At 32.9% G+C, this 18,266-nt stretch carries 33 protein-coding genes; 2 read left to right on the forward strand and 31 right to left on the reverse strand.

The features are described 5' to 3' along the window. Nucleotides 1-58: 58 nt before the first annotated feature. The gene (locus OGZ34_RS06735; RefSeq protein ID WP_263362536.1) at nucleotides 59-841 is read left to right on the forward strand and encodes a DNA/RNA non-specific endonuclease; all 783 of its coding nucleotides are present in this window, start codon (nucleotides 59-61) and stop codon (nucleotides 839-841) included. An 11-nt stretch (nucleotides 842-852) separates the two neighbouring features. Here the strand turns inward: OGZ34_RS06735 and OGZ34_RS06740 are convergent, their stop codons facing one another. After that, nucleotides 853-2,376, reverse strand: coding sequence for an MFS transporter (locus OGZ34_RS06740; RefSeq protein ID WP_263362537.1), 1,524 nt, complete (start codon nucleotides 2,374-2,376; stop codon nucleotides 853-855). Between the two features lie 83 nt (nucleotides 2,377-2,459). Between OGZ34_RS06740 and OGZ34_RS06745 the strand changes: the two genes are divergently transcribed. Further along, nucleotides 2,460-3,299, forward strand: a complete 840-nt coding sequence (locus OGZ34_RS06745; RefSeq protein WP_263362538.1) for a helix-turn-helix domain-containing protein — start codon at nucleotides 2,460-2,462, stop codon at nucleotides 3,297-3,299. 88 nt (nucleotides 3,300-3,387) lie between these two features. Here OGZ34_RS06745 and rpe read toward each other — a convergent pair whose 3' ends face one another. The 30 genes from rpe to OGZ34_RS06895 form a co-directional block, all read right to left on the reverse strand. Next, nucleotides 3,388-4,050, reverse strand: coding sequence for a ribulose-phosphate 3-epimerase (rpe, locus tag OGZ34_RS06750; RefSeq protein WP_263362539.1), 663 nt, complete (start codon nucleotides 4,048-4,050; stop codon nucleotides 3,388-3,390). Nucleotides 4,051-4,411: 361 nt separating this feature from the next. After that, the gene (locus OGZ34_RS06755; RefSeq protein WP_007804760.1) at nucleotides 4,412-5,275 is read right to left on the reverse strand and encodes a sigma-70 family RNA polymerase sigma factor; all 864 of its coding nucleotides are present in this window, start codon (nucleotides 5,273-5,275) and stop codon (nucleotides 4,412-4,414) included. A gap of 122 nt (nucleotides 5,276-5,397) precedes the next feature. Then, a complete protein-coding gene (locus tag OGZ34_RS06760) occupies nucleotides 5,398-7,134 on the reverse strand; it encodes a hypothetical protein (protein WP_263362540.1) in 1,737 nt (578 codons plus the stop codon). Further along, nucleotides 7,122-8,348, reverse strand: a complete 1,227-nt coding sequence (locus tag OGZ34_RS06765) for a DUF4249 domain-containing protein (RefSeq protein ID WP_263362541.1) — start codon at nucleotides 8,346-8,348, stop codon at nucleotides 7,122-7,124. Before OGZ34_RS06765 ends, OGZ34_RS06760 begins: the two co-directional genes overlap by 13 nt. Nucleotides 8,349-8,354: 6 nt before the next feature. Continuing rightward, the gene (locus OGZ34_RS06770) at nucleotides 8,355-11,090 is read right to left on the reverse strand and encodes a TonB-dependent receptor (RefSeq protein WP_263362542.1); all 2,736 of its coding nucleotides are present in this window, start codon (nucleotides 11,088-11,090) and stop codon (nucleotides 8,355-8,357) included. A 20-nt stretch (nucleotides 11,091-11,110) separates the two neighbouring features. Next, on the reverse strand, nucleotides 11,111-11,830 hold the full coding sequence (locus OGZ34_RS06775; protein ID WP_263362543.1) for a hypothetical protein: 720 nt from the start codon (nucleotides 11,828-11,830) through the stop codon (nucleotides 11,111-11,113). A 237-nt stretch (nucleotides 11,831-12,067) separates the two neighbouring features. After that, nucleotides 12,068-12,319: a hypothetical protein gene (locus tag OGZ34_RS06780; RefSeq protein WP_173966607.1), complete on the reverse strand. Its 252-nt coding sequence runs from the start codon at nucleotides 12,317-12,319 to the stop codon at nucleotides 12,068-12,070. A gap of 199 nt (nucleotides 12,320-12,518) precedes the next feature. Then, the gene (locus tag OGZ34_RS06785; protein ID WP_173966606.1) at nucleotides 12,519-13,265 is read right to left on the reverse strand and encodes a LytR/AlgR family response regulator transcription factor; all 747 of its coding nucleotides are present in this window, start codon (nucleotides 13,263-13,265) and stop codon (nucleotides 12,519-12,521) included. A gap of 504 nt (nucleotides 13,266-13,769) precedes the next feature. After that, nucleotides 13,770-13,913: a bacteriocin gene (locus tag OGZ34_RS06790; RefSeq protein ID WP_263362544.1), complete on the reverse strand. Its 144-nt coding sequence runs from the start codon at nucleotides 13,911-13,913 to the stop codon at nucleotides 13,770-13,772. Nucleotides 13,914-13,989: 76 nt separating this feature from the next. After that, entirely contained in the window at nucleotides 13,990-14,127 is a 138-nt protein-coding gene (locus OGZ34_RS06795; RefSeq protein WP_263362545.1) for a bacteriocin, read from the reverse strand. A 155-nt stretch (nucleotides 14,128-14,282) separates the two neighbouring features. Next, nucleotides 14,283-14,426 carry a bacteriocin gene (locus OGZ34_RS06800; protein ID WP_263362546.1) on the reverse strand — a complete coding sequence of 48 codons (144 nt, stop codon included), beginning with the start codon at nucleotides 14,424-14,426 and terminating at the stop codon, nucleotides 14,283-14,285. A 63-nt stretch (nucleotides 14,427-14,489) separates the two neighbouring features. Beyond that, the gene (locus OGZ34_RS06805) at nucleotides 14,490-14,633 is read right to left on the reverse strand and encodes a hypothetical protein (protein WP_263362547.1); all 144 of its coding nucleotides are present in this window, start codon (nucleotides 14,631-14,633) and stop codon (nucleotides 14,490-14,492) included. A 35-nt stretch (nucleotides 14,634-14,668) separates the two neighbouring features. Next, nucleotides 14,669-14,812 carry a bacteriocin gene (locus tag OGZ34_RS06810; RefSeq protein ID WP_263362548.1) on the reverse strand — a complete coding sequence of 48 codons (144 nt, stop codon included), beginning with the start codon at nucleotides 14,810-14,812 and terminating at the stop codon, nucleotides 14,669-14,671. 36 nt (nucleotides 14,813-14,848) lie between these two features. After that, nucleotides 14,849-14,995: a hypothetical protein gene (locus tag OGZ34_RS06815; protein WP_263362549.1), complete on the reverse strand. Its 147-nt coding sequence runs from the start codon at nucleotides 14,993-14,995 to the stop codon at nucleotides 14,849-14,851. A 33-nt stretch (nucleotides 14,996-15,028) separates the two neighbouring features. Beyond that, nucleotides 15,029-15,172: a bacteriocin gene (locus OGZ34_RS06820; protein ID WP_263362550.1), complete on the reverse strand. Its 144-nt coding sequence runs from the start codon at nucleotides 15,170-15,172 to the stop codon at nucleotides 15,029-15,031. A gap of 48 nt (nucleotides 15,173-15,220) precedes the next feature. Beyond that, complete coding sequence (locus OGZ34_RS06825; protein WP_263362551.1) at nucleotides 15,221-15,352, reverse strand: bacteriocin; 132 nt, start codon at nucleotides 15,350-15,352, stop codon at nucleotides 15,221-15,223. 87 nt (nucleotides 15,353-15,439) lie between these two features. After that, nucleotides 15,440-15,568, reverse strand: a complete 129-nt coding sequence (locus tag OGZ34_RS06830; RefSeq protein ID WP_263362552.1) for a bacteriocin — start codon at nucleotides 15,566-15,568, stop codon at nucleotides 15,440-15,442. Nucleotides 15,569-15,628: 60 nt separating this feature from the next. Next, complete coding sequence (locus OGZ34_RS06835) at nucleotides 15,629-15,772, reverse strand: hypothetical protein (RefSeq protein ID WP_263362553.1); 144 nt, start codon at nucleotides 15,770-15,772, stop codon at nucleotides 15,629-15,631. Nucleotides 15,773-15,807: 35 nt separating this feature from the next. Next, the gene (locus OGZ34_RS06840) at nucleotides 15,808-15,951 is read right to left on the reverse strand and encodes a bacteriocin (protein WP_263362554.1); all 144 of its coding nucleotides are present in this window, start codon (nucleotides 15,949-15,951) and stop codon (nucleotides 15,808-15,810) included. A gap of 36 nt (nucleotides 15,952-15,987) precedes the next feature. Next, nucleotides 15,988-16,134, reverse strand: a complete 147-nt coding sequence (locus OGZ34_RS06845; RefSeq protein ID WP_263362555.1) for a bacteriocin — start codon at nucleotides 16,132-16,134, stop codon at nucleotides 15,988-15,990. Nucleotides 16,135-16,169: 35 nt separating this feature from the next. After that, on the reverse strand, nucleotides 16,170-16,313 hold the full coding sequence (locus tag OGZ34_RS06850; RefSeq protein WP_263362556.1) for a bacteriocin: 144 nt from the start codon (nucleotides 16,311-16,313) through the stop codon (nucleotides 16,170-16,172). Nucleotides 16,314-16,404: 91 nt separating this feature from the next. Further along, the gene (locus tag OGZ34_RS06855; protein ID WP_263362557.1) at nucleotides 16,405-16,548 is read right to left on the reverse strand and encodes a bacteriocin; all 144 of its coding nucleotides are present in this window, start codon (nucleotides 16,546-16,548) and stop codon (nucleotides 16,405-16,407) included. A gap of 34 nt (nucleotides 16,549-16,582) precedes the next feature. After that, nucleotides 16,583-16,726, reverse strand: a complete 144-nt coding sequence (locus tag OGZ34_RS06860; RefSeq protein ID WP_263362558.1) for a bacteriocin — start codon at nucleotides 16,724-16,726, stop codon at nucleotides 16,583-16,585. Nucleotides 16,727-16,768: 42 nt separating this feature from the next. Beyond that, nucleotides 16,769-16,915, reverse strand: coding sequence for a hypothetical protein (locus tag OGZ34_RS06865; protein WP_263362559.1), 147 nt, complete (start codon nucleotides 16,913-16,915; stop codon nucleotides 16,769-16,771). 150 nt (nucleotides 16,916-17,065) lie between these two features. After that, complete coding sequence (locus OGZ34_RS06870; RefSeq protein WP_263362560.1) at nucleotides 17,066-17,200, reverse strand: hypothetical protein; 135 nt, start codon at nucleotides 17,198-17,200, stop codon at nucleotides 17,066-17,068. A gap of 39 nt (nucleotides 17,201-17,239) precedes the next feature. Then, nucleotides 17,240-17,383 (reverse strand): hypothetical protein, encoded by a 144-nt coding sequence (locus OGZ34_RS06875; RefSeq protein ID WP_263362561.1) that lies wholly within the window; start codon nucleotides 17,381-17,383, stop codon nucleotides 17,240-17,242. A 33-nt stretch (nucleotides 17,384-17,416) separates the two neighbouring features. After that, entirely contained in the window at nucleotides 17,417-17,560 is a 144-nt protein-coding gene (locus tag OGZ34_RS06880) for a bacteriocin (RefSeq protein WP_263362562.1), read from the reverse strand. Nucleotides 17,561-17,606: 46 nt separating this feature from the next. Beyond that, a complete protein-coding gene (locus OGZ34_RS06885) occupies nucleotides 17,607-17,750 on the reverse strand; it encodes a hypothetical protein (protein WP_263362563.1) in 144 nt (47 codons plus the stop codon). Nucleotides 17,751-17,791: 41 nt separating this feature from the next. Beyond that, nucleotides 17,792-17,935: a bacteriocin gene (locus tag OGZ34_RS06890; RefSeq protein WP_263362564.1), complete on the reverse strand. Its 144-nt coding sequence runs from the start codon at nucleotides 17,933-17,935 to the stop codon at nucleotides 17,792-17,794. A 58-nt stretch (nucleotides 17,936-17,993) separates the two neighbouring features. After that, a complete protein-coding gene (locus tag OGZ34_RS06895) occupies nucleotides 17,994-18,137 on the reverse strand; it encodes a hypothetical protein (RefSeq protein ID WP_263362565.1) in 144 nt (47 codons plus the stop codon). Nucleotides 18,138-18,266 lie beyond the last annotated feature (129 nt).

Raw genomic sequence — 18,266 nt, forward strand, 5'->3', positions numbered from 1 at the left:
TTTTGGAGCGTTTTTTTGTAATTTAACAGGCTTCTTAGCAACTAAATATTGAAGAAAAATGAAAAACTATATCGTTTGGGGTGTATTGGGATTGGTATTGTTTTCGTGTAAAAAAGAAAGCAACGAAAGTGAAAAATTGCCTCAGCAGCAGCAGGCCCCGTTTGTTGCAAACCAAAGTAGTACAGATTCTATATTCACAGTTGCCTATTTGCCAACTTCTACCACCAAACAAATTGTAAAGCACAAATACTACACCCTGTCCTACAATGAAAAATTCGAACAGGCAGAGTGGGTTGCTTATGAATTAAAAAAGGAATATTTAAAAAATGCCGACTATAAACGTCCTTATTTTATTGAAGACCCAAAAGTAACAACGGGTTCTGCCGATTGGAGGAATTATAAAAAGTCAGGTTATGATAAAGGGCATCTTTGCCCGGCCGGAGATATGGAGTTTAACGAGAGTGCTTATAACGATACATTTTATACCTCAAACATTTCGCCTCAGGATCACGATTTCAATAGCGGAATCTGGAACAGATTGGAACAAAAAACACGGTACTGGGCTGAAAAGTACAACGATATTTATGTTGTGACAGGCGGAATTTTGAAAGATTCGGACAAAAAAATAGGAACAGAAAAGGTCGCTGTTCCTAAATATTTTTATAAAATCATTTTAACTAAAACCGGAAAAGGGCATAAGGTAATCGCTTTTTTGGTCCCGAATAAGGATAGCGATAAGTCACTTTATGATTTTGTAGTTCCGATTGAAACTCTTGAGAAAATGACCGGAATTGATTTCTTTCCGAATGTGAAGAATCTGTCAAATAGCAAAGATTTCTAAATCACGGAATATTAGATATTCCTTTTTTGTTTTACCGGATTAAATAGCATGAAACTCATAAAAGCTAAAATCCAAACGCCAATTCCTCCATACAATAAAACCATCTCAAAGCCATAGGAAAGAGCTGAGCGTAAAATAGATGGTGAAAAATCTAATGTATGGTATTGATTATGAGAAGAAAAGTTACCTACGGCTATTGTTTCAGCAATAGCATGCAGTATTTTTTGATCTGCAACTCCCGAAAAGGCAGTCTTTAAAGAAGAGAAAATTCCGTTTACCAGAATAAAGCCCATCAAGGCAATATTAATAGATAAAGTAATTAGTCTGGCACTCATGTCTATTCCTGATGCCATGCCGGAACGGTTTGCGGAAACTGAGCCTGTCGTGGTATTAGTAACCGGTGTGTTTGTTAGTCCTAATCCAATACCGGCCAGTAAAGATCCGGGAAGCATGGTGAGCCAGCTTGCATCTTCTGCACTACAGCCATATTTCATAAGGATAAAACCCAGCCCTATCACAAACAAACCTAGGGGAATTACAATTCCAGAACGGAATCTGGAAGAGAGATATTCTGCAAAAGGAGGAATGACCAATGTTGGCAGCGTATAGGCGAGTAGAGAAAGACCAACAGCTACAACATCGTAGTTCAGATAGCTTTGGAAATAAATAGGTAAATAAATTATAAAGGGCCAAAAACTAAAATTCATACCTATAGAACCAAGAATGGCGCCAGAAAATTCACGTATTTTAAATACCGAAAAATCAAACATAGGATAAGGATTTGTTTTTTCGATCCCAATAAATGTAATAAAGCTTAGTATTGCAATTGCTATAACACCCAAAGCAGTAGAACTTGTAAAACCAAGATCTGGTCCCTGTGTAATAAAGTAAGTTAACCCAAAAATGGCAACAGATAAGGTAATCATACCCCAGAGGTCTATTTTTTTTGCATCAGGATCTTTAGATTCATCTACATAACCGTAAACAAGAATCGCAGCAAGAATGGCTATTGGAAAATGTATTAAAAATATCCATTTCCAGGATAATATGGCTAGTATTGTCCCGCCAATTATAGGGCCAAAACCTAATCCGATACCAAGAATAATTCCCCAGAGACTAAAAGCCCTGCTGCGTTCTTTGCCTGCCTGAAATTGATGTGATAATGTGGCAACCTGACAGATCAGCATTGCGCCTCCGCTTATTCCTTGAAAAAAACGGCTTATTATTAATAAAACTACATTTTGGGCCAAGCCACAAATTAAGGACGAGATTCCGAATAAAATGATGGTAATCATAAGAATCCGTTTTCGTCCGTATCGATCTGCCAACGTACCGGCAGCCATTAAAACAGTGGTGCAGCCTATGGTATAGATATTCATAATCCATTGCATGTCTTTGAGGTTGGCACTCAGTACTTTTTCAAGCGTTGGTAACAGTACAGGCACACTTGAAATTTCAAGAGAAAACATTAAATTGGCGAGGCAGATGGCAATCAATACGATGTTGTTTTTACCGGAATAGAATTTTTGTTTCATTTTGTATTTAACTTTTAGCAAAAATAAACTGAGTGTAGTTGTTTTTTCAGTACAATTAAAGGTTAAAGGAGTACTTTTGCAGTATGAGAAAAGAAAATATGCATCAATCAGTTGAAGTGATTTATAAAAGGGTCGATCAATGTCCGTTGGTCAATTCGCAGTTAAGTTTTTTTCAGATGGTATATGTTATTTCTGGGTCTGGTTTTCTCCATATTAATGGAAATGCAATTTCGTATCAGACCGGAAATTTAATGTTGCTAACACCAAATGATTACTATAGATTTGACATTATTACTACAACAGATTTTTTGCTGGTGAAGCTTAACAGTGAATATGCAAAAGAATATAAATCAAAAAGTATCGATCATATCGAATGCATATTTCATTATGCATCACATTTATCAGGCTGTATTTTGAACCGAAAAGCCGATGAATATCTTGTTAAATCGATAGTAGAATCACTAGTTTATACGATGGACAATACAGATATTTATGATGAAGATTTAATCATTCACTATGTAAATGCGCTTGTTGTCATTGCCGCCCGAAACATTGCGAAAATAAAACCATTAGGGATAAAAGAGAGTGCAGATAAAAGAATTTTAGAAATTATTAATTACATCCAGGAGAATATCTTCTTTCCTCAAAAAATAAAAGTGTCAGTTATAGCGGGGAAATTTGATATATCAGATACTTATTTGGGAAGCTATTTTAAGAACCATTGTGGAGAGACGATTCAGTCTTTTGTCTCAAACTATAAAATCCGATTGATAGAACATCGGTTAAGTTTTAGTGATATGAGGATTAATGAGATTGTAGATGAATTTGGTTTTTCTGATGAAAGTCATCTTAATAAATTTTTTAAAAAGCACAGAAACATTAGTTTAACAGGATATAGAAAAGCTAAGGCTTTGTTGAATTGATCTTTTTGCTCAAAAATCTATTTTTAGAATTGACATAAAAAAACCGACAGGTTTTAAAATCTGCCGGTTTGTTATTTTTTTGAAGTCTTTAGAAGCTAGTCAAAGCTTTTAATTCTGCAATAGTCTGAGTTGGATTTTCGGCTTTAAAGACAAAGCTTCCGGCAACCAGAACATCGGCACCAGCCTCTACTAATTGTTTTGCATTTTTACTGGTTACGCCACCATCAATTTCAATAATTGTAGAAGCATTTTTACGTGTGATTAAGGCTTTTAACTTCTCTACTTTAGCATAAGTGTTTTCGATGAATGATTGACCTCCAAAACCTGGATTTACACTCATAATACATACTAAGTCAATATCGTTGATTACATCTTCTAATAAATCAATATTAGTGTGTGGGTTAATTGCAACTCCTGCTTTCATTCCTTCGGCTTTAATGGCCTGAAGTGTTCTATGCAAATGGGGACAGGCTTCATAATGTACGCTTAAGATATTTGCGCCCAAGTCTGCAAAAGTTTTGATGTATCGATCCGGGTCAACAATCATCAAATGTACATCTATAGTTTTTTTTGCATGTCTTGAAATCGCTTCTAAAACCGGCATTCCGAAAGAAATATTCGGAACAAAAACTCCGTCCATAATATCAATATGAAACCAGTCGGCCTGACTGTTATTGATCATTTCGATATCACGTTGTAAATTAGCGAAATCAGCTGCAAGAACAGAAGGAGCAATAAGTGTATTCTTCATTGTGTAGTTGTATGTTGTGTTATTTTTTGCAAAGATAAATTTTTTAATTGCAAAGTTCACAAGGATTAGCGCAAAGTTCTTTTATGAAGATGATTAACTGCAAAAGCAGCAAAGAATATGTGGGTTAAATTAGATGAAAAATCTAAAATAGGCTGCGTTCTTGAGGTTAAACAATATTTTTCGAAATATGATATAATAAAAAACTCCGGTAATCAGCCGGAGTTTCAATCATCAATCAAAAAACGAACAGTCAATCAAACTGTTGTTTGCTTTCGGGTCCAATATAGGTAGTTTTGCAATAAATTCCAAATTCCAACAAAATTATCGGAATTTGGAATTACTATAGTTGGAACTATGGATATTATCCAAGATAAGTTTTTAAGATTTTACTTCTGGAAGTATGTTTTAATCTACGGATTGCTTTTTCTTTAATCTGACGAACACGCTCACGAGTTAAGTCGAAAGTTTCTCCAATTTCTTCTAAAGTCATTGGGTGCTGATCGCCAAGACCAAAATACAAACGAACAACATCAGCTTCTCTTGGAGTTAATGTTTCTAATGAACGCTCAATTTCGGTACGTAGTGATTCGTGAATTAGTTCTCTGTCTGGGTTTGGAGATTCTCCTGAACGTAAAACGTCGTATAGGTTAGAATCTTCACCTTCAACAAGAGGTGCATCCATTGATAAGTGACGACCTGAGTTTTTCATAGACTCTTTTACGTCATTTACGGTCATGTCAAGTTCTTTTGCAATTTCTTCAGCAGAAGGTGGACGCTCGTTAGATTGCTCTAATAAAGCATACATTTTGTTGATTTTATTGATAGAACCGATTTTGTTTAATGGTAAACGAACAATACGGGATTGTTCTGCCAAAGCCTGAAGGATCGATTGACGAATCCACCATACAGCGTAAGAGATGAATTTGAAACCACGAGTTTCATCAAAACGTTGAGCCGCTTTAATTAAACCTAAGTTTCCTTCATTTATTAAGTCAGGAAGAGTTAATCCTTGATTTTGATATTGTTTTGCCACCGATACAACGAAACGTAGGTTAGCTTTTGTTAATTTTTCTAATGCTCTTTGATCACCGGCTTTTATTCTTTGTGCTAATTCTACCTCTTCATCAGCGGTAATTAGGTCAACTTTTCCAATTTCTTGTAGGTATTTGTCTAATGATGCAGTTTCACGATTGGTTACCTGCTTGGTGATTTTAAGTTGTCTCATGTTTTTTGTCTCCTCAATTTTTAAGTGTACAAGTAGTTATACGTAAGAAGTTGAAAAAAGGTTACAATTACTTTAAATTATTTTTAAAATTAATTGATTTTTCTTCTTTAACTTGCTTACCTCTAATTTGAAACGGATTCTTTTACGACTATAGTTTCTTTTATAAAAACAGGTTTTCCTGTAGCGGAGAATCCTTCTAGTGTTATTTCAAATTTACCGGATACGTCTGAGGTATAAAATTGTGTTTTTGAGTTAGTATCACCTAAATCAACGTTGGAAACCCATAAAAGCTGATGTCTGTAATCAGGAATCCTTTCATTTTTATTGCTGGTATAATCGGGCTTAAAATATTCTTTTTTAGGCTGAGGCCTTAAAAGTTCAGGTCGTAAAATAAAGTTTCCTTTCAGTTTGGTTTCATAATCACCGTTTTTAGTGGTAAAAGAGACCACGCCGTTAAAAGATTTGGCTCCATAATAGTAGATTCCTTTTACTACATTGACTTTATAGATGTTTTTAGGGCTGTAATGAAAAAGCTCATTCAGGTCTTCTATAATTAGTCCGTCTACTACTATTAAAGCGGGTAAGGCAGACTCGTAGTTAGGATCATAGTCGTAAACGTGAATGGCATAATTGTTTTTGTCTTTTGAAAAATAAACACCGTTTACAACTTCGGTAATCGTTTCTTCCATTGTTGGAAATCGTGTAAAAGCATCCAGTTTAAACTCTTTTGATAATTTGTTGTAAAAAGGAATAGTGTCAGTAGAAGCTAATGTACTGTCTTTTTTAACATTATAATAAGCATTTTCTATTTGAGTGGAAATCAATCTTTCAGAAATGTTTTGTTTGAATTCTGAATTGAACTGAAATTCCGGAAAGCTTAAATTCGAAAAATTGATATTTTTCGGTTTATCCATTTCAATAGTATAATCCTGCTTGTTGTCCTCAAGAATTTGAACGATTACATTTGAATTTGAATTCGGTTTTTCGAGATTGAAAACAAAATTTCCTTGATTGTCAGTTTTTGCAAGTTTTAAAACAGAATTTTTGCCTACTATTGAAAGAGTTACTTTTTTATTTTTAGTTTCTGCGTTACTGGATTTTATTTTCCCTGAAATGATTTCACCTCGCAATTCCGGTAATATAAAATTAGAATTCTTTATTTCTGTTTCAACATTTTTAACGGCAGCATTTGCAGCAAGTTCCTCAAAATTTGTTCTCTTTTGGGCAATAAATCCATCTGCTTTTCGTACCGAAAGCACATAATCGCCTTTTGCAAACTCATCAGAATTGGTGTTGATTTCTAATTCTGCTAAATCCCTGTTTTTATAGGTTTTGTTTTTTAAATTAAACGAGATGTTTTTATCTGTTATACTTTCTGTTGAAACCGTTTCTTTTTGAGAAATGGTGTTTAAGGGCCTGTCTTTATAAGGGTTTAGGATGTAAATGTCAATGTTGAAGTACTCTGCAACATCTTTGTTTAACATCCAGCTGGTATATCCTATTATCTTGTAGTTTCCTGTTTCCAGAGTTGTTGGAATGAAAAAATCACTACTGGCGGTTCCATTTTCAAGAAATAATTTATGGGTAAGAATTGTTGTTTTGTTTTTGTCTATAAGTTGTATGTAGGCAACTTTACTATATTTAGATGTTTTGTTTGTTGCTTTATTGATGCAAAAAATTTTGTAGAACAAAGACTCCCCGGTTACATAGGAATTGGAGTTTGTACTGATGTAAATGGACTCGTTTAGTTTTTTGTCTACTTCGTTCAGCTCAGTTGTGACATTGTTTTTTTGAGCAAACGAAATTTGCTGAAAACTCATTGCTAAAGCTATGATGGTTATATATTTTAGTCTATCCAAAATGATGGTTTTATGTTTGATGAAAATGAAGTGCAATCTCCGCATTCTACGGGATACAATAGATACTGAGGCGTTTCGTTAGGAAAATAAACTTTAATTCCTGATTTGATTAGGTCTAGGATATCATTCCCCTGACATTCGGCTGAAGAACTGAAACAATAATTAAAGTAAAATTGGTCTATTTCATTTTCAGGAACTGGAGAGGGACAATCATATTGATATTTAGGGATTGGTTCTTTTGGGAAAAGATCGGTAAAATTAAAAAAGAGTCTTTTTTCGGAATAGGAGGACACATTAAAGAATCCAATCACTTTTTCGCCTGGATTGTCAACAGGATTTATGTTTCCATAAAAAAAGCCAGGTTGGGTTTGTGACAGAATGCTCCCAATGTCAGATATATCTTTTAATGTTTCATAAAAAGTATGAGCAGCAAGATTCTGAACATATTGTTTGACTAATATGCTGTACCTGCTTCTGATCATTGGGTCTTTACTACTAATAAATTTAATTGGAAAATCAGTTACTTTATCCTCGCTTAGTTGGTTAGTGTTGGTTAGAATTAATTCATTAGATTTTTTATCTGAATAACAAATTCTAACTTCTGTTGTCCTGTCTTCAAATACAATTTGTCCTTTTGGATTGGAGCCTGGAGGAAAAAAAACAGCAACGGCTTTTTTCGAATAAGCTTTAGGAGCAATAATTTTATACGTTTCGTCGTATTCGTATCTGTAGTATCGGGATTTGTTTGTTGGATCGTTGCTGTTTACAGTAATTTCAACTCCTAATACACCTTTTTTTGTTACTGCTTTTGCTTCTACTTTATCGATCTGAGTCTGTTGTGGCAATTTCTCCTCATTCGAGACGTAGCTTCTTCCGTTTTTTGTAAGGATGTGCAATTGATAGGCTCTGTCAGGACTGGCCTGAAACGGATTCAGGGAAACATACGCTTCATTTTTTTCCTGAAAATCGTACTTATTACCCAGATCATCTGTTACATATACCACTGCTTTACTTTCAAAGATTGGTTTCTTGCTTTCAAGTTTATAGGTTCTGGATAATTTAATCTGCTGACTTTTTAATTCGTTTGTAATAGTTGCTTCTATTACAAGAGCATCTTCAAATCCATTGGTTTGATAGGAGTATGGTGTTGTACATCCAACTATCATCGAGAGGAGTATCGTTATAAGAAGTCCAAAGAGTAAGATCTTTTTCATAACTTTTTAAAATTTAAAATTATAAGTAATTGTTGGTATCGGAACAGAAAAGATTGTGGTTTGGTAGGCTTTCACCTGCCCATCTTTTGTTACGAAAAAGATAGAATAAGGATTGTTTCGTCCTAAAACATTGTAAATTGAAATGTTCCAGAAACTGTGTGCTAATTTTTTTATTTTATGGTTGCCTTCAATATTTATCCCAATGTCTAATCTGTAATAGTCCGGTATTCTGTATTTGTTTCGATCGCTGTACAGTGTATATTCGGCACCATTGTAATTGTATTTTCCAATAGGATAGGTTATGGGTCTTCCGGTTTGATACACAAAATTCGAAGAAAAGCTATAACGATGTGTAAATTTGTAATTCATGACAATACTTACGTCATGCGGTTTATCAAAGTTAGTTGGAAAGTACGCTCCGTTGTTTACCTTTTCATCGTTAAATTGACTGTCCAGCTTTATAAAAGTTCGTGAATAGGTGTAACCAAGCCAGCCATTAAGTCTTCCGATTGATTTTTTTAGTAAAAACTCTACACCGTAAGCTTTCCCATTGCCCTGAAGCAACTCGGTTTCAAGATCTTTATTTAAGAGTAAGTTCGCTCCAACTTTGTAATCCAGTATGTTTTTAGAAGTTTTGTAATATCCTTCAAGGCTTAACTCGATATCTTTATAATCCAGTTTCTTAAAAATACCCAGAGAGTACTGTAATCCGCTTTGAGGTTTAACGTTCAAATCAGATAATTTCCAGGTATCGGTAGGCGACTGGGTAGTGTTATTGGTTAATAAATGGATGTACTGATAGTTTTTATCGAAACCGGCCTTCACAAATAAGCTTTCATCAAATATATAACGTAAAGCAACTCTGGGTTCAAAACCTCCGTAAGTAGTGATTACTTTATTGTTGCCATACGTTTTTTCTTCTACAACCGTTGAAGGAGTCATGGGTACACCTTCCTGGTAAATTTTCTGAGTAGATGCTCCTAAAGCGGCATATAAAGAATATCGTGCTCCAACGTCTAATAATAACTTCTCAGTGATTTTATATTTATCTGAGAAAAACAAAGCTGACTCCAGCCCCTTTTCATCATCAACTTTTATAGGATTTACGATTGAAGATCCTCCATTTGGATTGAGTTCGCCGGGACTAACTTTGTATAATTTGCTTGATATTCCATAAGTGAATTTATGTTTACTACTAACTTCGCTATTGAATTTAAGGCTTGCCTGAGTTTCGTTTATTTTGTATTTGAAAATGAACGATTCAGGATTAACAGACTCATAGTCGATACTGAATTTGTATTCACTATTGGAAACATTAAGTTCGCTGCTGTTTTTCTCGTTGAAAGCGTGTTTCCATTTTAAAGAAATAAGACGGTTACTGTATTGGTACAAGGAGTCAGGGGTAATGCTGTATTTGTCTTTGCTATAATATGCGGTACCTTCAACGGAATTGTTTTTGTTTATTTTGTGACTGTATTTCGCAAATAAATCATAAAAAGAAGCCTGGCTGTCTTTTAGGTTTTCGTCGTCTAAGGTTTTGAGGATCCAGTCAGAATAAGTTGCTCTACCGCCTACTAATAAGCTTGCTTTTCCTTTTACAACCGGGATTGAGGCGGTAAGATTACTCGTAACCGGGCCAATACCTCCTTCTCCTGAAAATTTTTCAGTGTTTCCGTTTTTAGAGGTAATATCAAAAACAGACGATAATCTGCCGCCGAATTCGGATGGGATACCTCCTTTGTAAATGTCAACTTTATTGATCGTATAAGGGTTAAGAGAAGAGAAAAAACCAAAAAGGTGAGAAGGATTGTAGATCGTTCCGTTATCCAGTAGCATCAGGTTTTGATCTTCTTTTCCTCCTCTGACATTAAAACCTGAGGAACCTTCTCCGGCAGTTTTAATTCCGGGAATGGTTAGTGCAATTTTTAAAACATCTCTTTCTCCAAGAACCAAAGGAACCGTTTTTACACCTTCGGCTTCAATGGTGGTAACTCCTGTTATGGCAGTTCTTATGTTCTGACTGTTTTTTCCTTTTACGACTACCTCTTTTAACTGGTTTATTTTCTCGATTAGAGAGAAATCCAGAGTACCATCGCTGTAGATCATTATTTTTCGGGTCGTATTATTATATAATATCGACTCGATTTCGATTGTTGCCAATCCAACAGGTAGTTTTAGACTATAAAATCCCTGTGCATTTGTAATGGTTGTTGCTGTAGTGTTTTTTGCTTTTACCGTTATGTCCGCTAAAGGCTTTTCATTTTTCAAGTCGGTAATATGTCCTGAAATAGTATAGAAATCCGTATCACTGTCGATCGTTTCCTTTCCGATTAATGCAATAGGTGTGCTCTGATCTGTTTTGTTTTTTGTAACAGAGTCGTATTGTTGAAAAAAGATCGGGATATTAACGGTCTTAACTTTATCATTTTGAAATTTGTCATAGATGATACTGTTCTTCGTTAAGATGACTTTGTTCTTCGTGATAAAGAAATTAAGCTCAGTATCTTCAAAAACTTTGTTTAATACCTCTTGTAATGTTTTATTGGAGTAATCTCCGGATATTAAGACGTTATTATCGATCCATTCATTTTGAAAGTAGAATTTATAGTTTGTTGAAGCTTCAATTTTTTTTAAAACTTCAACCCGATTGATATTGCTGTAATTGATATTAATTTTTTGATCTTGCGAATAAATGAATTGGTTAAAACCGAAAAATAATAAAAGAAGGGTAAGTATTCTCATTTGGATAATTGCTACAGATTTTAGTTATTTATGTATTTCAGGAGGTTTTTCATAAATAGTACAGCATCTTCCTTCTTTAAATTTCTATACATAAGATAAAAATCATTTATTTTTCTTTTATTATCCTGAAACAGTGTTGTGATTTCCTTTTTATCATTTATAGGATAGAATGTATTTTGCTTTAAGACAATAAATTCATGTCTGGGTATAAAATCTATTAAATCAACTTCAGCTTTGTTGATTTTTTTCTTTTCTTTAGAGTGTTTTATATAAAGAATTATGTTGTTTCCTACCGGAACTTCCTCATAATATCCCTTTCTGAAACTGTCTGAATAAGGAACTTTCAGATTGACAAATTTTTCATTGCCTATCGTAAAGGAACTGATATTTTCGGTAAAAAGATTAACCTTAGTGGTGTTTGACTCTCCGTAGGGTTTTATAACCAGTTCGTCGCTGTAGGTGTCGTAGTTTAATAATAAATCAAAATAATTTTGATTATTATACTTCATACTTCCTTTTTTGAAATCTTCGGAAATATAATAACGATTTTGATTGTTGACTGTTTTGTCGAAGTTTAAATGGGCTGGCCCGTTTTCAAATTCTAGTGATTCTACACCCAGGTTTTTGTCAAACCAGTTGTATACTGAAATTTCATTGTTTGTTTGTCCGTAAATGGTGTATGCATTTAAGAATAAGACAAATAAAATTAGATAGTGGTTTTTTATTTGATTTTTCTTCAAAGGATTGGTTGTTTTGTTTTTTTTGTTTATAGCTTCCCAAAAATATCAAAAAAATGTTAGTAAGTACGGTATTTTTGTTAAATAATAATGATGTTGATGTTTTTTGACTTAAAAATTGGATAATTTTATAAGATGGCGATGGAATTTAAGATATGTTTGGTCTAAAAATAAAAAAACACCCTGACTTAAAAGATTAAGCAGTAGTGTTTCATTAAAAAAGGGGCAAAAAAATATTTTTTAGTCTGAAAAATCGTCTGAGGTGTCTAAAATATCATCAAATATTTTTTTAAGTGATTTTATATAGACTGGAAAAGCAAGAGCTAATAATAGATATTCTATTCTGAAAACTGTGATGTCGTCCAGAATTTTGTATAAACAAGGAATGATAAATAGAAGAGAGACAGTTACGCCAACCCAGGGGTTGTTTTTTATTTTTTTTAATATTGATAAAGGCTTCATGTCTGATGGTCTGTTTAATTCAATTCTCATTTATATTTTATGATTTGGGTTTCTTGGGGGTAAAAGTAATTTTGATTTCCGGGAAGGAAATTAAAAATGTCACGAAAGCTGAATTTTCTGTCATGAAATCTTTCGGAACCTTTGTGGCTGGGGATATTTCCTTCATAAGAAAAAAATCCTCCCGGATGGAGAGGATTTGTGAGTCGTTAATTTTTTTGAGCTATTGTTGTTACGACAGGATGTTCATTTTTTTTATAAAATCTTTATAGGTATCGCTCAGGTTTATTTTGTGATCGCCTTTTAAAATGATAAGATTATCGGCCAGGATAATCTCCTCTATTTTATTAGTGTTTACGATCGTGTTTCGATGTGTTTTGATAAAACGGTTTTTGTCTAATAAGTTGCTGATTTTTGTCAATGAGATCAGAATTACAAATTTTTCTTTCTCGGTAATGATGTTGCAATAGCGTTCTTCTACATCAATATATAGAATATCATTAAGGGCTACTTTTTTTAAAGAGTTTTTCTTCTTTATAAATAAATAGTCATTGCTAATCACGGTATCTTGTTCTTCATTCTGAAAAACATTGGTTTGGGCATAAAATTTTTCTACAGCCATTTCTATGGCATAAAGAATTTCCAGTTCGTTAAAAGGTTTCAGTAAAAAACTGAAAGGTTTTGTGAGCTTAGCTCTTTCAAAAATCTGGCGGTCTTGTGAACTGGTTAAAAATACAAATGGTTTAGAAGCGTTGGGAATAATGTTGATCGATTCGGCAAACGTAATTCCTTCTGGTTTTCCGTCTAAAAAGACATCAATAATAATGATGTCTATCGTATTCTCGTAAAAAAGTTTCAGCGCATCGGTAAAATTGGTTGCAACGCCTACAATATTATAATTGTTTTGACGCAGTACCCGGCATAGGTCGTCGCTTTGTTCGGGGGTGTCTTCTATAATTAGAACATGAATATTATCCATTGGTAGTTGTTTTGGGGGTAATATGTGTTTCTTAGTGGCTTTTGTTTTGTAAAGTAAAGGATTATTATAGAAAAAAGAGATTATTTAAGAAGAATTTTAAGTCATTTTTAGAAAGCAAAGTGATTGTCGTGATTGTATATACAATCTTTTAACTTATTTAAACAAGAAAAAATACAGACTTGTTGGTATAAGATTCAAGTTTAAAATTTTGTAATTTATTGCAGTATTTTTGTTATGGAAAGAATATAAGATACTAGTTTTTAAGATTGTACTTCATGAGAAACCGACGGTCTCTCATGAAGCACATCTATAGATTTTGAATAAAGGACGTTTTGACTGTTAAATCTTTAGCACAGTTTAGATTCTCTGGGAGATTTTTGTAGCTGCCAATAGAAGTTTTTAAGTGTTCTCCAGAATGCACTTTAAGTACTTTAAGTTTTTCTACTGATGTAGTTATTTTAATTTTTATTAAAACAAGAAACTATAGGGTAGGGATTAATAAAATTACTCTGCTACCCCGGTTGTTGTTCCTCTGGAAGTTTCCGGTCCTCCTACAATTGTTTCAAGTTGCTTTTTAGAAAGTGGTTTTAGGCTTTTTAGTTTTGTGCTTTTCTCCAAACGAGCGTCTTTTGTTTCTTTATTTATCATTGTGTTTTTATTAGATAGTTAGGAGTTTATGATGAAGTTTTTTTATATTATTTTGGGTTTAATATACGTTTTACGTTTAACTTGCAACACCCGTTTCTGTTCCTCTGGAAGTTACGGGGCCTCCAACAATAGCTTCAAGTTGGTTTTTAGAAAGTGGTTTTAGTTCTTTTAATTTTATAACTTTTTGCGAGTTTGAAGTTTTATATTCTTTCATTTTTATAGTTTCATAGTGCAAATACAGGCAATCTTTAGAACAAGATTTGATATTTGTTGCTTTTTAGATCTTACTGTTTTTACAGAGTTAGCTTTAATTTCTTTGTTTTTAATGGTTTGTTTACATTTGATATATTTATGATAGTAGCTTAATCATTATCCGTCTACAGAAGTTTTTGTTCCTCTAGAAGTTTCTGGTCCTCCTATAATAGTTTCTAGCTGTTTTTTAGAAAGTGGCTTTAGGTTTCTTAGCTTTCTAGCTTTTCCAAAACTGCAGGCTTTTGTTCTTTTGTTTTTCATAATTGTTTTGGATTAGATTATACGATTACACGATTACACGATTATACATTAATTCTTAAATATTTAATGTGTTACTTCAGTTGTTGTTCCTCTAGAAGTTTCTGGCCCTCCTACAACAGTTTCCAATTGGCTTTTAGAAAGTGTTTTTAGGTTTTTTAGTTTTATGCTTTTCTCCAAACGAGCATCTTTTGTTTCTTTATTTATCATTGTGTTTTTATATAATGGTTTATGAGTTAGATATATTATTTGGTTACTTGTGTTCTTGTTCCTCTGGAGGTCTCAGGTCCTCCCACGATAGTTTCAAGTTGTTTTTTAGAAAGAGGTTTCAGGCTTTTTAGCTTTGTTGTTTTTTCCAAACGGGTGTCTTTTGCTTCTTTATTTTTCATGTTTTAAGTAAAAAGGGAATTGTTTTTTATGATGTTTTATTGTTTTCCGACATCCGTCACTGTTCCTCTGGAAGTTTCCGGTCCTCCTACAATAGTTTCAAGTTGGTTTTTAGAAAGCGATTTTAGATTTTTTAGTTTAGTTGTTTTTTCAGAACTGGCAGCTTTAGTTTCTTTATTTATCATTGTGTTTTTAGATAATAGTTTAGGAGTTATATATTAGTTTTGCACTTGTGTTGTCGTTCCTCTGGAAGTTTCTGGCCCTCCTACGATAGTTTCCAATTGGTTTTTAGAAAGCGGCTTTAAAGTTTTCAGTTTTGTAGCTTTTTCTAATTTTACGTTTTTTATTTCTTTATTTTTCATCCTTTTTGTGATTACGTATGTTAGAATATCTAAAAGGTAGTTGCTTGGTTAAGTTCCTACTTTTACCTCAGTCCCTCTGGAAGTTTCAGGTCCTCCTATGATAGTTTCAAGTTGGTTTTTAGAAAGCGGTTTTAGTTCTTTTAGTTTTCCGTTTTTTTCTAAATGAGTGCTTTGTATCATTTTACTTCCCATCGTTTTTATATTTGAAGTTAAAATAGAATTAATTTTTTTGTTATGATAATAGTTATTTATGGAATGCTTAATTAATTATCTTTCGACATCTGTTACTGTTCCTCTAGAAGTTTCTGGCCCTCCCACAATAGTTTCGAGTTGATTTTTAGAAAGCGGCTTTAGGTTTTTTAGTTTTGTGATTCCTTTTGAGTTTATAGTTTTCATTTTTTGTTTTTTCATATTTTTTAAGGGAGTATGTTTAGAATAGATAAAAGGTAATAGTGGCTAATTGCCAACGCTAGTTTCAGTTCTTCTAGAAGTTTCTGGTCCTCCAACAATTGTCTCCAGTTGGTTTTTAGAAAGTGGTTTTAGGTTTTTTAGTTTTGTTGTTTTTTCCAAACGGAGATCTTTAGCTTCTTTATTTGTCATGGTGTTTTTAGATAATAGTTTAAGAGTTCAATATATTATTTGTCTACTTGCGTTGTTGTTCCTCTAGAAGTCTCGGGTCCACCAACGATAGTTTCAAGTTGTTTTTTAGAAAGAGGTTTCAGGCTTTTTAGCTTTGTTGTTTTTTCCAAACGGGTGTCTTTTGCTTCTTTATTTTTCATGTTTTAAGTAAAAAGGGAATTGTTTTTTATGATGTTTTATTGTTTTCCGACATCCGTCACTGTTCCTCTGGAAGTTTCAGGTCCTCCAATAATGGTTTCAAGTTGGTTTTTGGAAAGTGTTTTTAGGTTTTTTAGTTTAATTGTTTTTTCAGAACTGGCAGCTTTAGTTTCTTTATTTATCATTGTGTTTTTATATAATAGTTTATGAGTTAGATATATTATTTAGTTACTTGTGTCACTGTTCCTCTGGAAGTTTCTGGCCCTCCTACAATAGTTTCAAGTTGATTTTTAGAAAGTGGTTTTAGGTCTTTTAGTTTTACAGTCTTTTCCGATCTGGCGTCTTTTGCTTCTTTATTTATCATTTGTGTTTTTTATTAAATAGTTATGAGTTTATGATGAGGCTTTACTTTTTATATTATTTTGATTTTAATATATACAATTTTACATTTAAGTTTAACTTGCAACACCCGTTACTGTTCCTCTTGAGGTTTCTGGTCCTCCCACAATTGTCTCCAATTGGTTTTTAGAAAGCGGTTTTAGCTCTTTTAGTTTTGTGATTTTTTCTAAATTAGTATTTTTTGTTACTTTGTTTCTCATTATTTGTATGGTTAAGTGTTTGCTATATAATTGTTTAGTGTTCTACTTCAGTTGTTGTTCCTCTAGAAGTCTCGGGCCCTCCTACAATTGTCTCTAACTGATTTTTAGAAAGTGGTTTTAAAGTTTTTAGTTTTATATCTTTTTCTGAGTTTGATGTTTTTGTTTCTTTATTTTTCATATTTTAAGTAAAAGGGAATTGTTTTTTTGTAATGTTTCTAATTTATTGTTTACCAACAGTTGTTTCAGTTCCCCTAGGGTTCTCAGGTCCTCCCACGATAGCCTCAAGTTGGTTTTTAGAAAGAGGTTTTAAAATTTTTACTTTTATAACTTTTTGCGAGTTTGAAGTTTTATATTCTTTCATTTTCATAGTTTCATAGTGTAAATACAGGTGATCTGTAGAACAAGATTTGATATTTGTTGCTTTTTAGATTTTGCTGTTTTTACAGAGTTAGTTTTAATTTCTTTGTTTTTAATGGTTTGTTGGCCATTAGATGTATTTATGATAGTAGCTTAATCATTATCCGTCTACTGAAGTTGTTGTTCCTCTTGAGGTTTCTGGCCCACCAACAATAGTTTCAAGTTGTTCTTTAGAAAGCGGTTTTAATCTTGATATTTTATCAGATAATGACGTGTTTTTAGATTTATTTTCCATGGTTTACGATTTTGTAATATCGAATGATTTAATTAATAATTATCCATTGACTCCGGTTGTTGTTCCTCTGGAAGTTTCGGGCCCTCCAACAATAGTTTCAAGTTGGTTTTTAGAAAGCGATTTTAGATTTTTTAGATTAGTTGTTTTTTCAGAACTGGCAGTTTTAATTTCTTTATTTGTCATTGTGTTTTTAGATAATAGTTTAGGAGTTATATATTAGTTTTGCACTTTTGTTTCAGTCCCTCTAGAAGTTTCAGGTCCTCCTACGATAGTTTCCAATTGGTTTTTAGAAAGTGGTTTTAACGTTTTCAGTTTTGTAGCTTTTTCTGATTTTACGTTTTTTATTTCTTTATTTTTCATCTTTTTTGCGATTAAGTATGTTTAGAATAGTCAAAAGTTATAGTGGTTAATTGCCAACGCTTGTTGTTGTTCCTCTGGAAGTTATTGGTCCACCAACAATAGTTTCAAGTTGATTTTTAGAAAGCGGTTTTAGTTCTTTTAATTTTGTTGTTTTTTCCGATCTGGTTGTATCTGTTATTTTATTGTTCATTTTTTTGTGAAATTGAATATTATGTAAATATTTTAGGTGAACTAATTACCAACTTTTGTTTCAGTCCCTCTGGAGGTCTCAGGTCCTCCCACAATAGTTTCCAGTTGGTTTTTAGAAAGTGGTTTTAGGTTTTTTAGTTTTATTGTCTTTTCTGATTCTATAAGTTTTGTGATTTTGTTTTTCATGATTCTTTTATTAAATAGAGTAGATATAAATTCTTTGTAAAAGTGGATTTATGTCTCTTTAATGCTGTACAGAAGTCTCAGTCCCTCTGGAAGTCTCAGGTCCTCCTACAACAGTTTCCAGTTGGTTTTTAGAAAGAGCTTTTAGTTCTTTTAGTTTCGTTGTTTTTTCTGATGTTGTAACTTTTACAGATTTGTTTTTCATGTCATTTTATTTTTTAGTTATTGAAATAAAAATAAACAAAAAAAGAAGACCGTTGTAACATTAAGGTAGGAAAATTTAGAACAAAATAAGTCTGCTTATTTGTTCAATTCAATATCGAAAAAGGAGAAT

The organism is Flavobacterium collinsii (genome assembly GCF_946903285.1).
Classification (GTDB): domain Bacteria; phylum Bacteroidota; class Bacteroidia; order Flavobacteriales; family Flavobacteriaceae; genus Flavobacterium; species Flavobacterium collinsii.

What these genes read in the sequence shown, in the direction of transcription:
- OGZ34_RS06800 (WP_263362546.1), bottom strand. Translation starts at nt 14,426, where the DNA reads ATGAAAAACAAAAGAACAAAAGCCTGCAGTTTTGGAAAAGCTAGAAAG.
- OGZ34_RS06755 (WP_007804760.1), bottom strand. Translation starts at nt 5,275, where the DNA reads ATGAGACAACTTAAAATCACCAAGCAGGTAACCAATCGTGAAACTGCA.
- OGZ34_RS06745 (WP_263362538.1), top strand. Translation starts at nt 2,460, where the DNA reads ATGAGAAAAGAAAATATGCATCAATCAGTTGAAGTGATTTATAAAAGG.
- OGZ34_RS06785 (WP_173966606.1), bottom strand. Translation starts at nt 13,265, where the DNA reads ATGGATAATATTCATGTTCTAATTATAGAAGACACCCCCGAACAAAGC.
- OGZ34_RS06835 (WP_263362553.1), bottom strand. Translation starts at nt 15,772, where the DNA reads ATGACAAATAAAGAAGCTAAAGATCTCCGTTTGGAAAAAACAACAAAA.
- OGZ34_RS06895 (WP_263362565.1), bottom strand. Translation starts at nt 18,137, where the DNA reads ATGAAAAACAAATCTGTAAAAGTTACAACATCAGAAAAAACAACGAAA.
- OGZ34_RS06875 (WP_263362561.1), bottom strand. Translation starts at nt 17,383, where the DNA reads ATGACAAATAAAGAAATTAAAACTGCCAGTTCTGAAAAAACAACTAAT.
- OGZ34_RS06815 (WP_263362549.1), bottom strand. Translation starts at nt 14,995, where the DNA reads ATGATAAATAAAGAAACTAAAGCTGCCAGTTCTGAAAAAACAACTAAA.
- OGZ34_RS06825 (WP_263362551.1), bottom strand. Translation starts at nt 15,352, where the DNA reads ATGATACAAAGCACTCATTTAGAAAAAAACGGAAAACTAAAAGAACTA.
- OGZ34_RS06795 (WP_263362545.1), bottom strand. Translation starts at nt 14,127, where the DNA reads ATGAAAGAATATAAAACTTCAAACTCGCAAAAAGTTATAAAATTAAAA.
- OGZ34_RS06810 (WP_263362548.1), bottom strand. Translation starts at nt 14,812, where the DNA reads ATGAAAAATAAAGAAGCAAAAGACACCCGTTTGGAAAAAACAACAAAG.
- OGZ34_RS06780 (WP_173966607.1), bottom strand. Translation starts at nt 12,319, where the DNA reads ATGAGAATTGAATTAAACAGACCATCAGACATGAAGCCTTTATCAATA.
- OGZ34_RS06855 (WP_263362557.1), bottom strand. Translation starts at nt 16,548, where the DNA reads ATGAGAAACAAAGTAACAAAAAATACTAATTTAGAAAAAATCACAAAA.
- OGZ34_RS06805 (WP_263362547.1), bottom strand. Translation starts at nt 14,633, where the DNA reads ATGATAAATAAAGAAACAAAAGATGCTCGTTTGGAGAAAAGCATAAAA.
- OGZ34_RS06840 (WP_263362554.1), bottom strand. Translation starts at nt 15,951, where the DNA reads ATGAAAAATAAAGAAGCAAAAGACACCCGTTTGGAAAAAACAACAAAG.
- OGZ34_RS06735 (WP_263362536.1), top strand. Translation starts at nt 59, where the DNA reads ATGAAAAACTATATCGTTTGGGGTGTATTGGGATTGGTATTGTTTTCG.
- OGZ34_RS06845 (WP_263362555.1), bottom strand. Translation starts at nt 16,134, where the DNA reads ATGATAAATAAAGAAACTAAAGCTGCCAGTTCTGAAAAAACAATTAAA.
- OGZ34_RS06885 (WP_263362563.1), bottom strand. Translation starts at nt 17,750, where the DNA reads ATGAACAATAAAATAACAGATACAACCAGATCGGAAAAAACAACAAAA.
- OGZ34_RS06770 (WP_263362542.1), bottom strand. Translation starts at nt 11,090, where the DNA reads ATGAGAATACTTACCCTTCTTTTATTATTTTTCGGTTTTAACCAATTC.
- OGZ34_RS06850 (WP_263362556.1), bottom strand. Translation starts at nt 16,313, where the DNA reads ATGATAAATAAAGAAGCAAAAGACGCCAGATCGGAAAAGACTGTAAAA.
- OGZ34_RS06740 (WP_263362537.1), bottom strand. Translation starts at nt 2,376, where the DNA reads ATGAAACAAAAATTCTATTCCGGTAAAAACAACATCGTATTGATTGCC.
- OGZ34_RS06830 (WP_263362552.1), bottom strand. Translation starts at nt 15,568, where the DNA reads ATGAAAACTATAAACTCAAAAGGAATCACAAAACTAAAAAACCTAAAG.
- OGZ34_RS06880 (WP_263362562.1), bottom strand. Translation starts at nt 17,560, where the DNA reads ATGAAAAATAAAGAAATAAAAAACGTAAAATCAGAAAAAGCTACAAAA.
- OGZ34_RS06890 (WP_263362564.1), bottom strand. Translation starts at nt 17,935, where the DNA reads ATGAAAAACAAAATCACAAAACTTATAGAATCAGAAAAGACAATAAAA.
- OGZ34_RS06865 (WP_263362559.1), bottom strand. Translation starts at nt 16,915, where the DNA reads ATGAAAATGAAAGAATATAAAACTTCAAACTCGCAAAAAGTTATAAAA.
- OGZ34_RS06870 (WP_263362560.1), bottom strand. Translation starts at nt 17,200, where the DNA reads ATGGAAAATAAATCTAAAAACACGTCATTATCTGATAAAATATCAAGA.
- OGZ34_RS06765 (WP_263362541.1), bottom strand. Translation starts at nt 8,348, where the DNA reads ATGAAAAAGATCTTACTCTTTGGACTTCTTATAACGATACTCCTCTCG.
- OGZ34_RS06820 (WP_263362550.1), bottom strand. Translation starts at nt 15,172, where the DNA reads ATGAAAAATAAAGAAATAAAAAACGTAAAATTAGAAAAAGCTACAAAA.
- OGZ34_RS06790 (WP_263362544.1), bottom strand. Translation starts at nt 13,913, where the DNA reads ATGATAAATAAAGAAACAAAAGACGCTCGTTTGGAGAAAAGCACAAAA.
- OGZ34_RS06860 (WP_263362558.1), bottom strand. Translation starts at nt 16,726, where the DNA reads ATGAAAAATAAAGAAACAAAAACATCAAACTCAGAAAAAGATATAAAA.
- rpe (WP_263362539.1), bottom strand. Translation starts at nt 4,050, where the DNA reads ATGAAGAATACACTTATTGCTCCTTCTGTTCTTGCAGCTGATTTCGCT.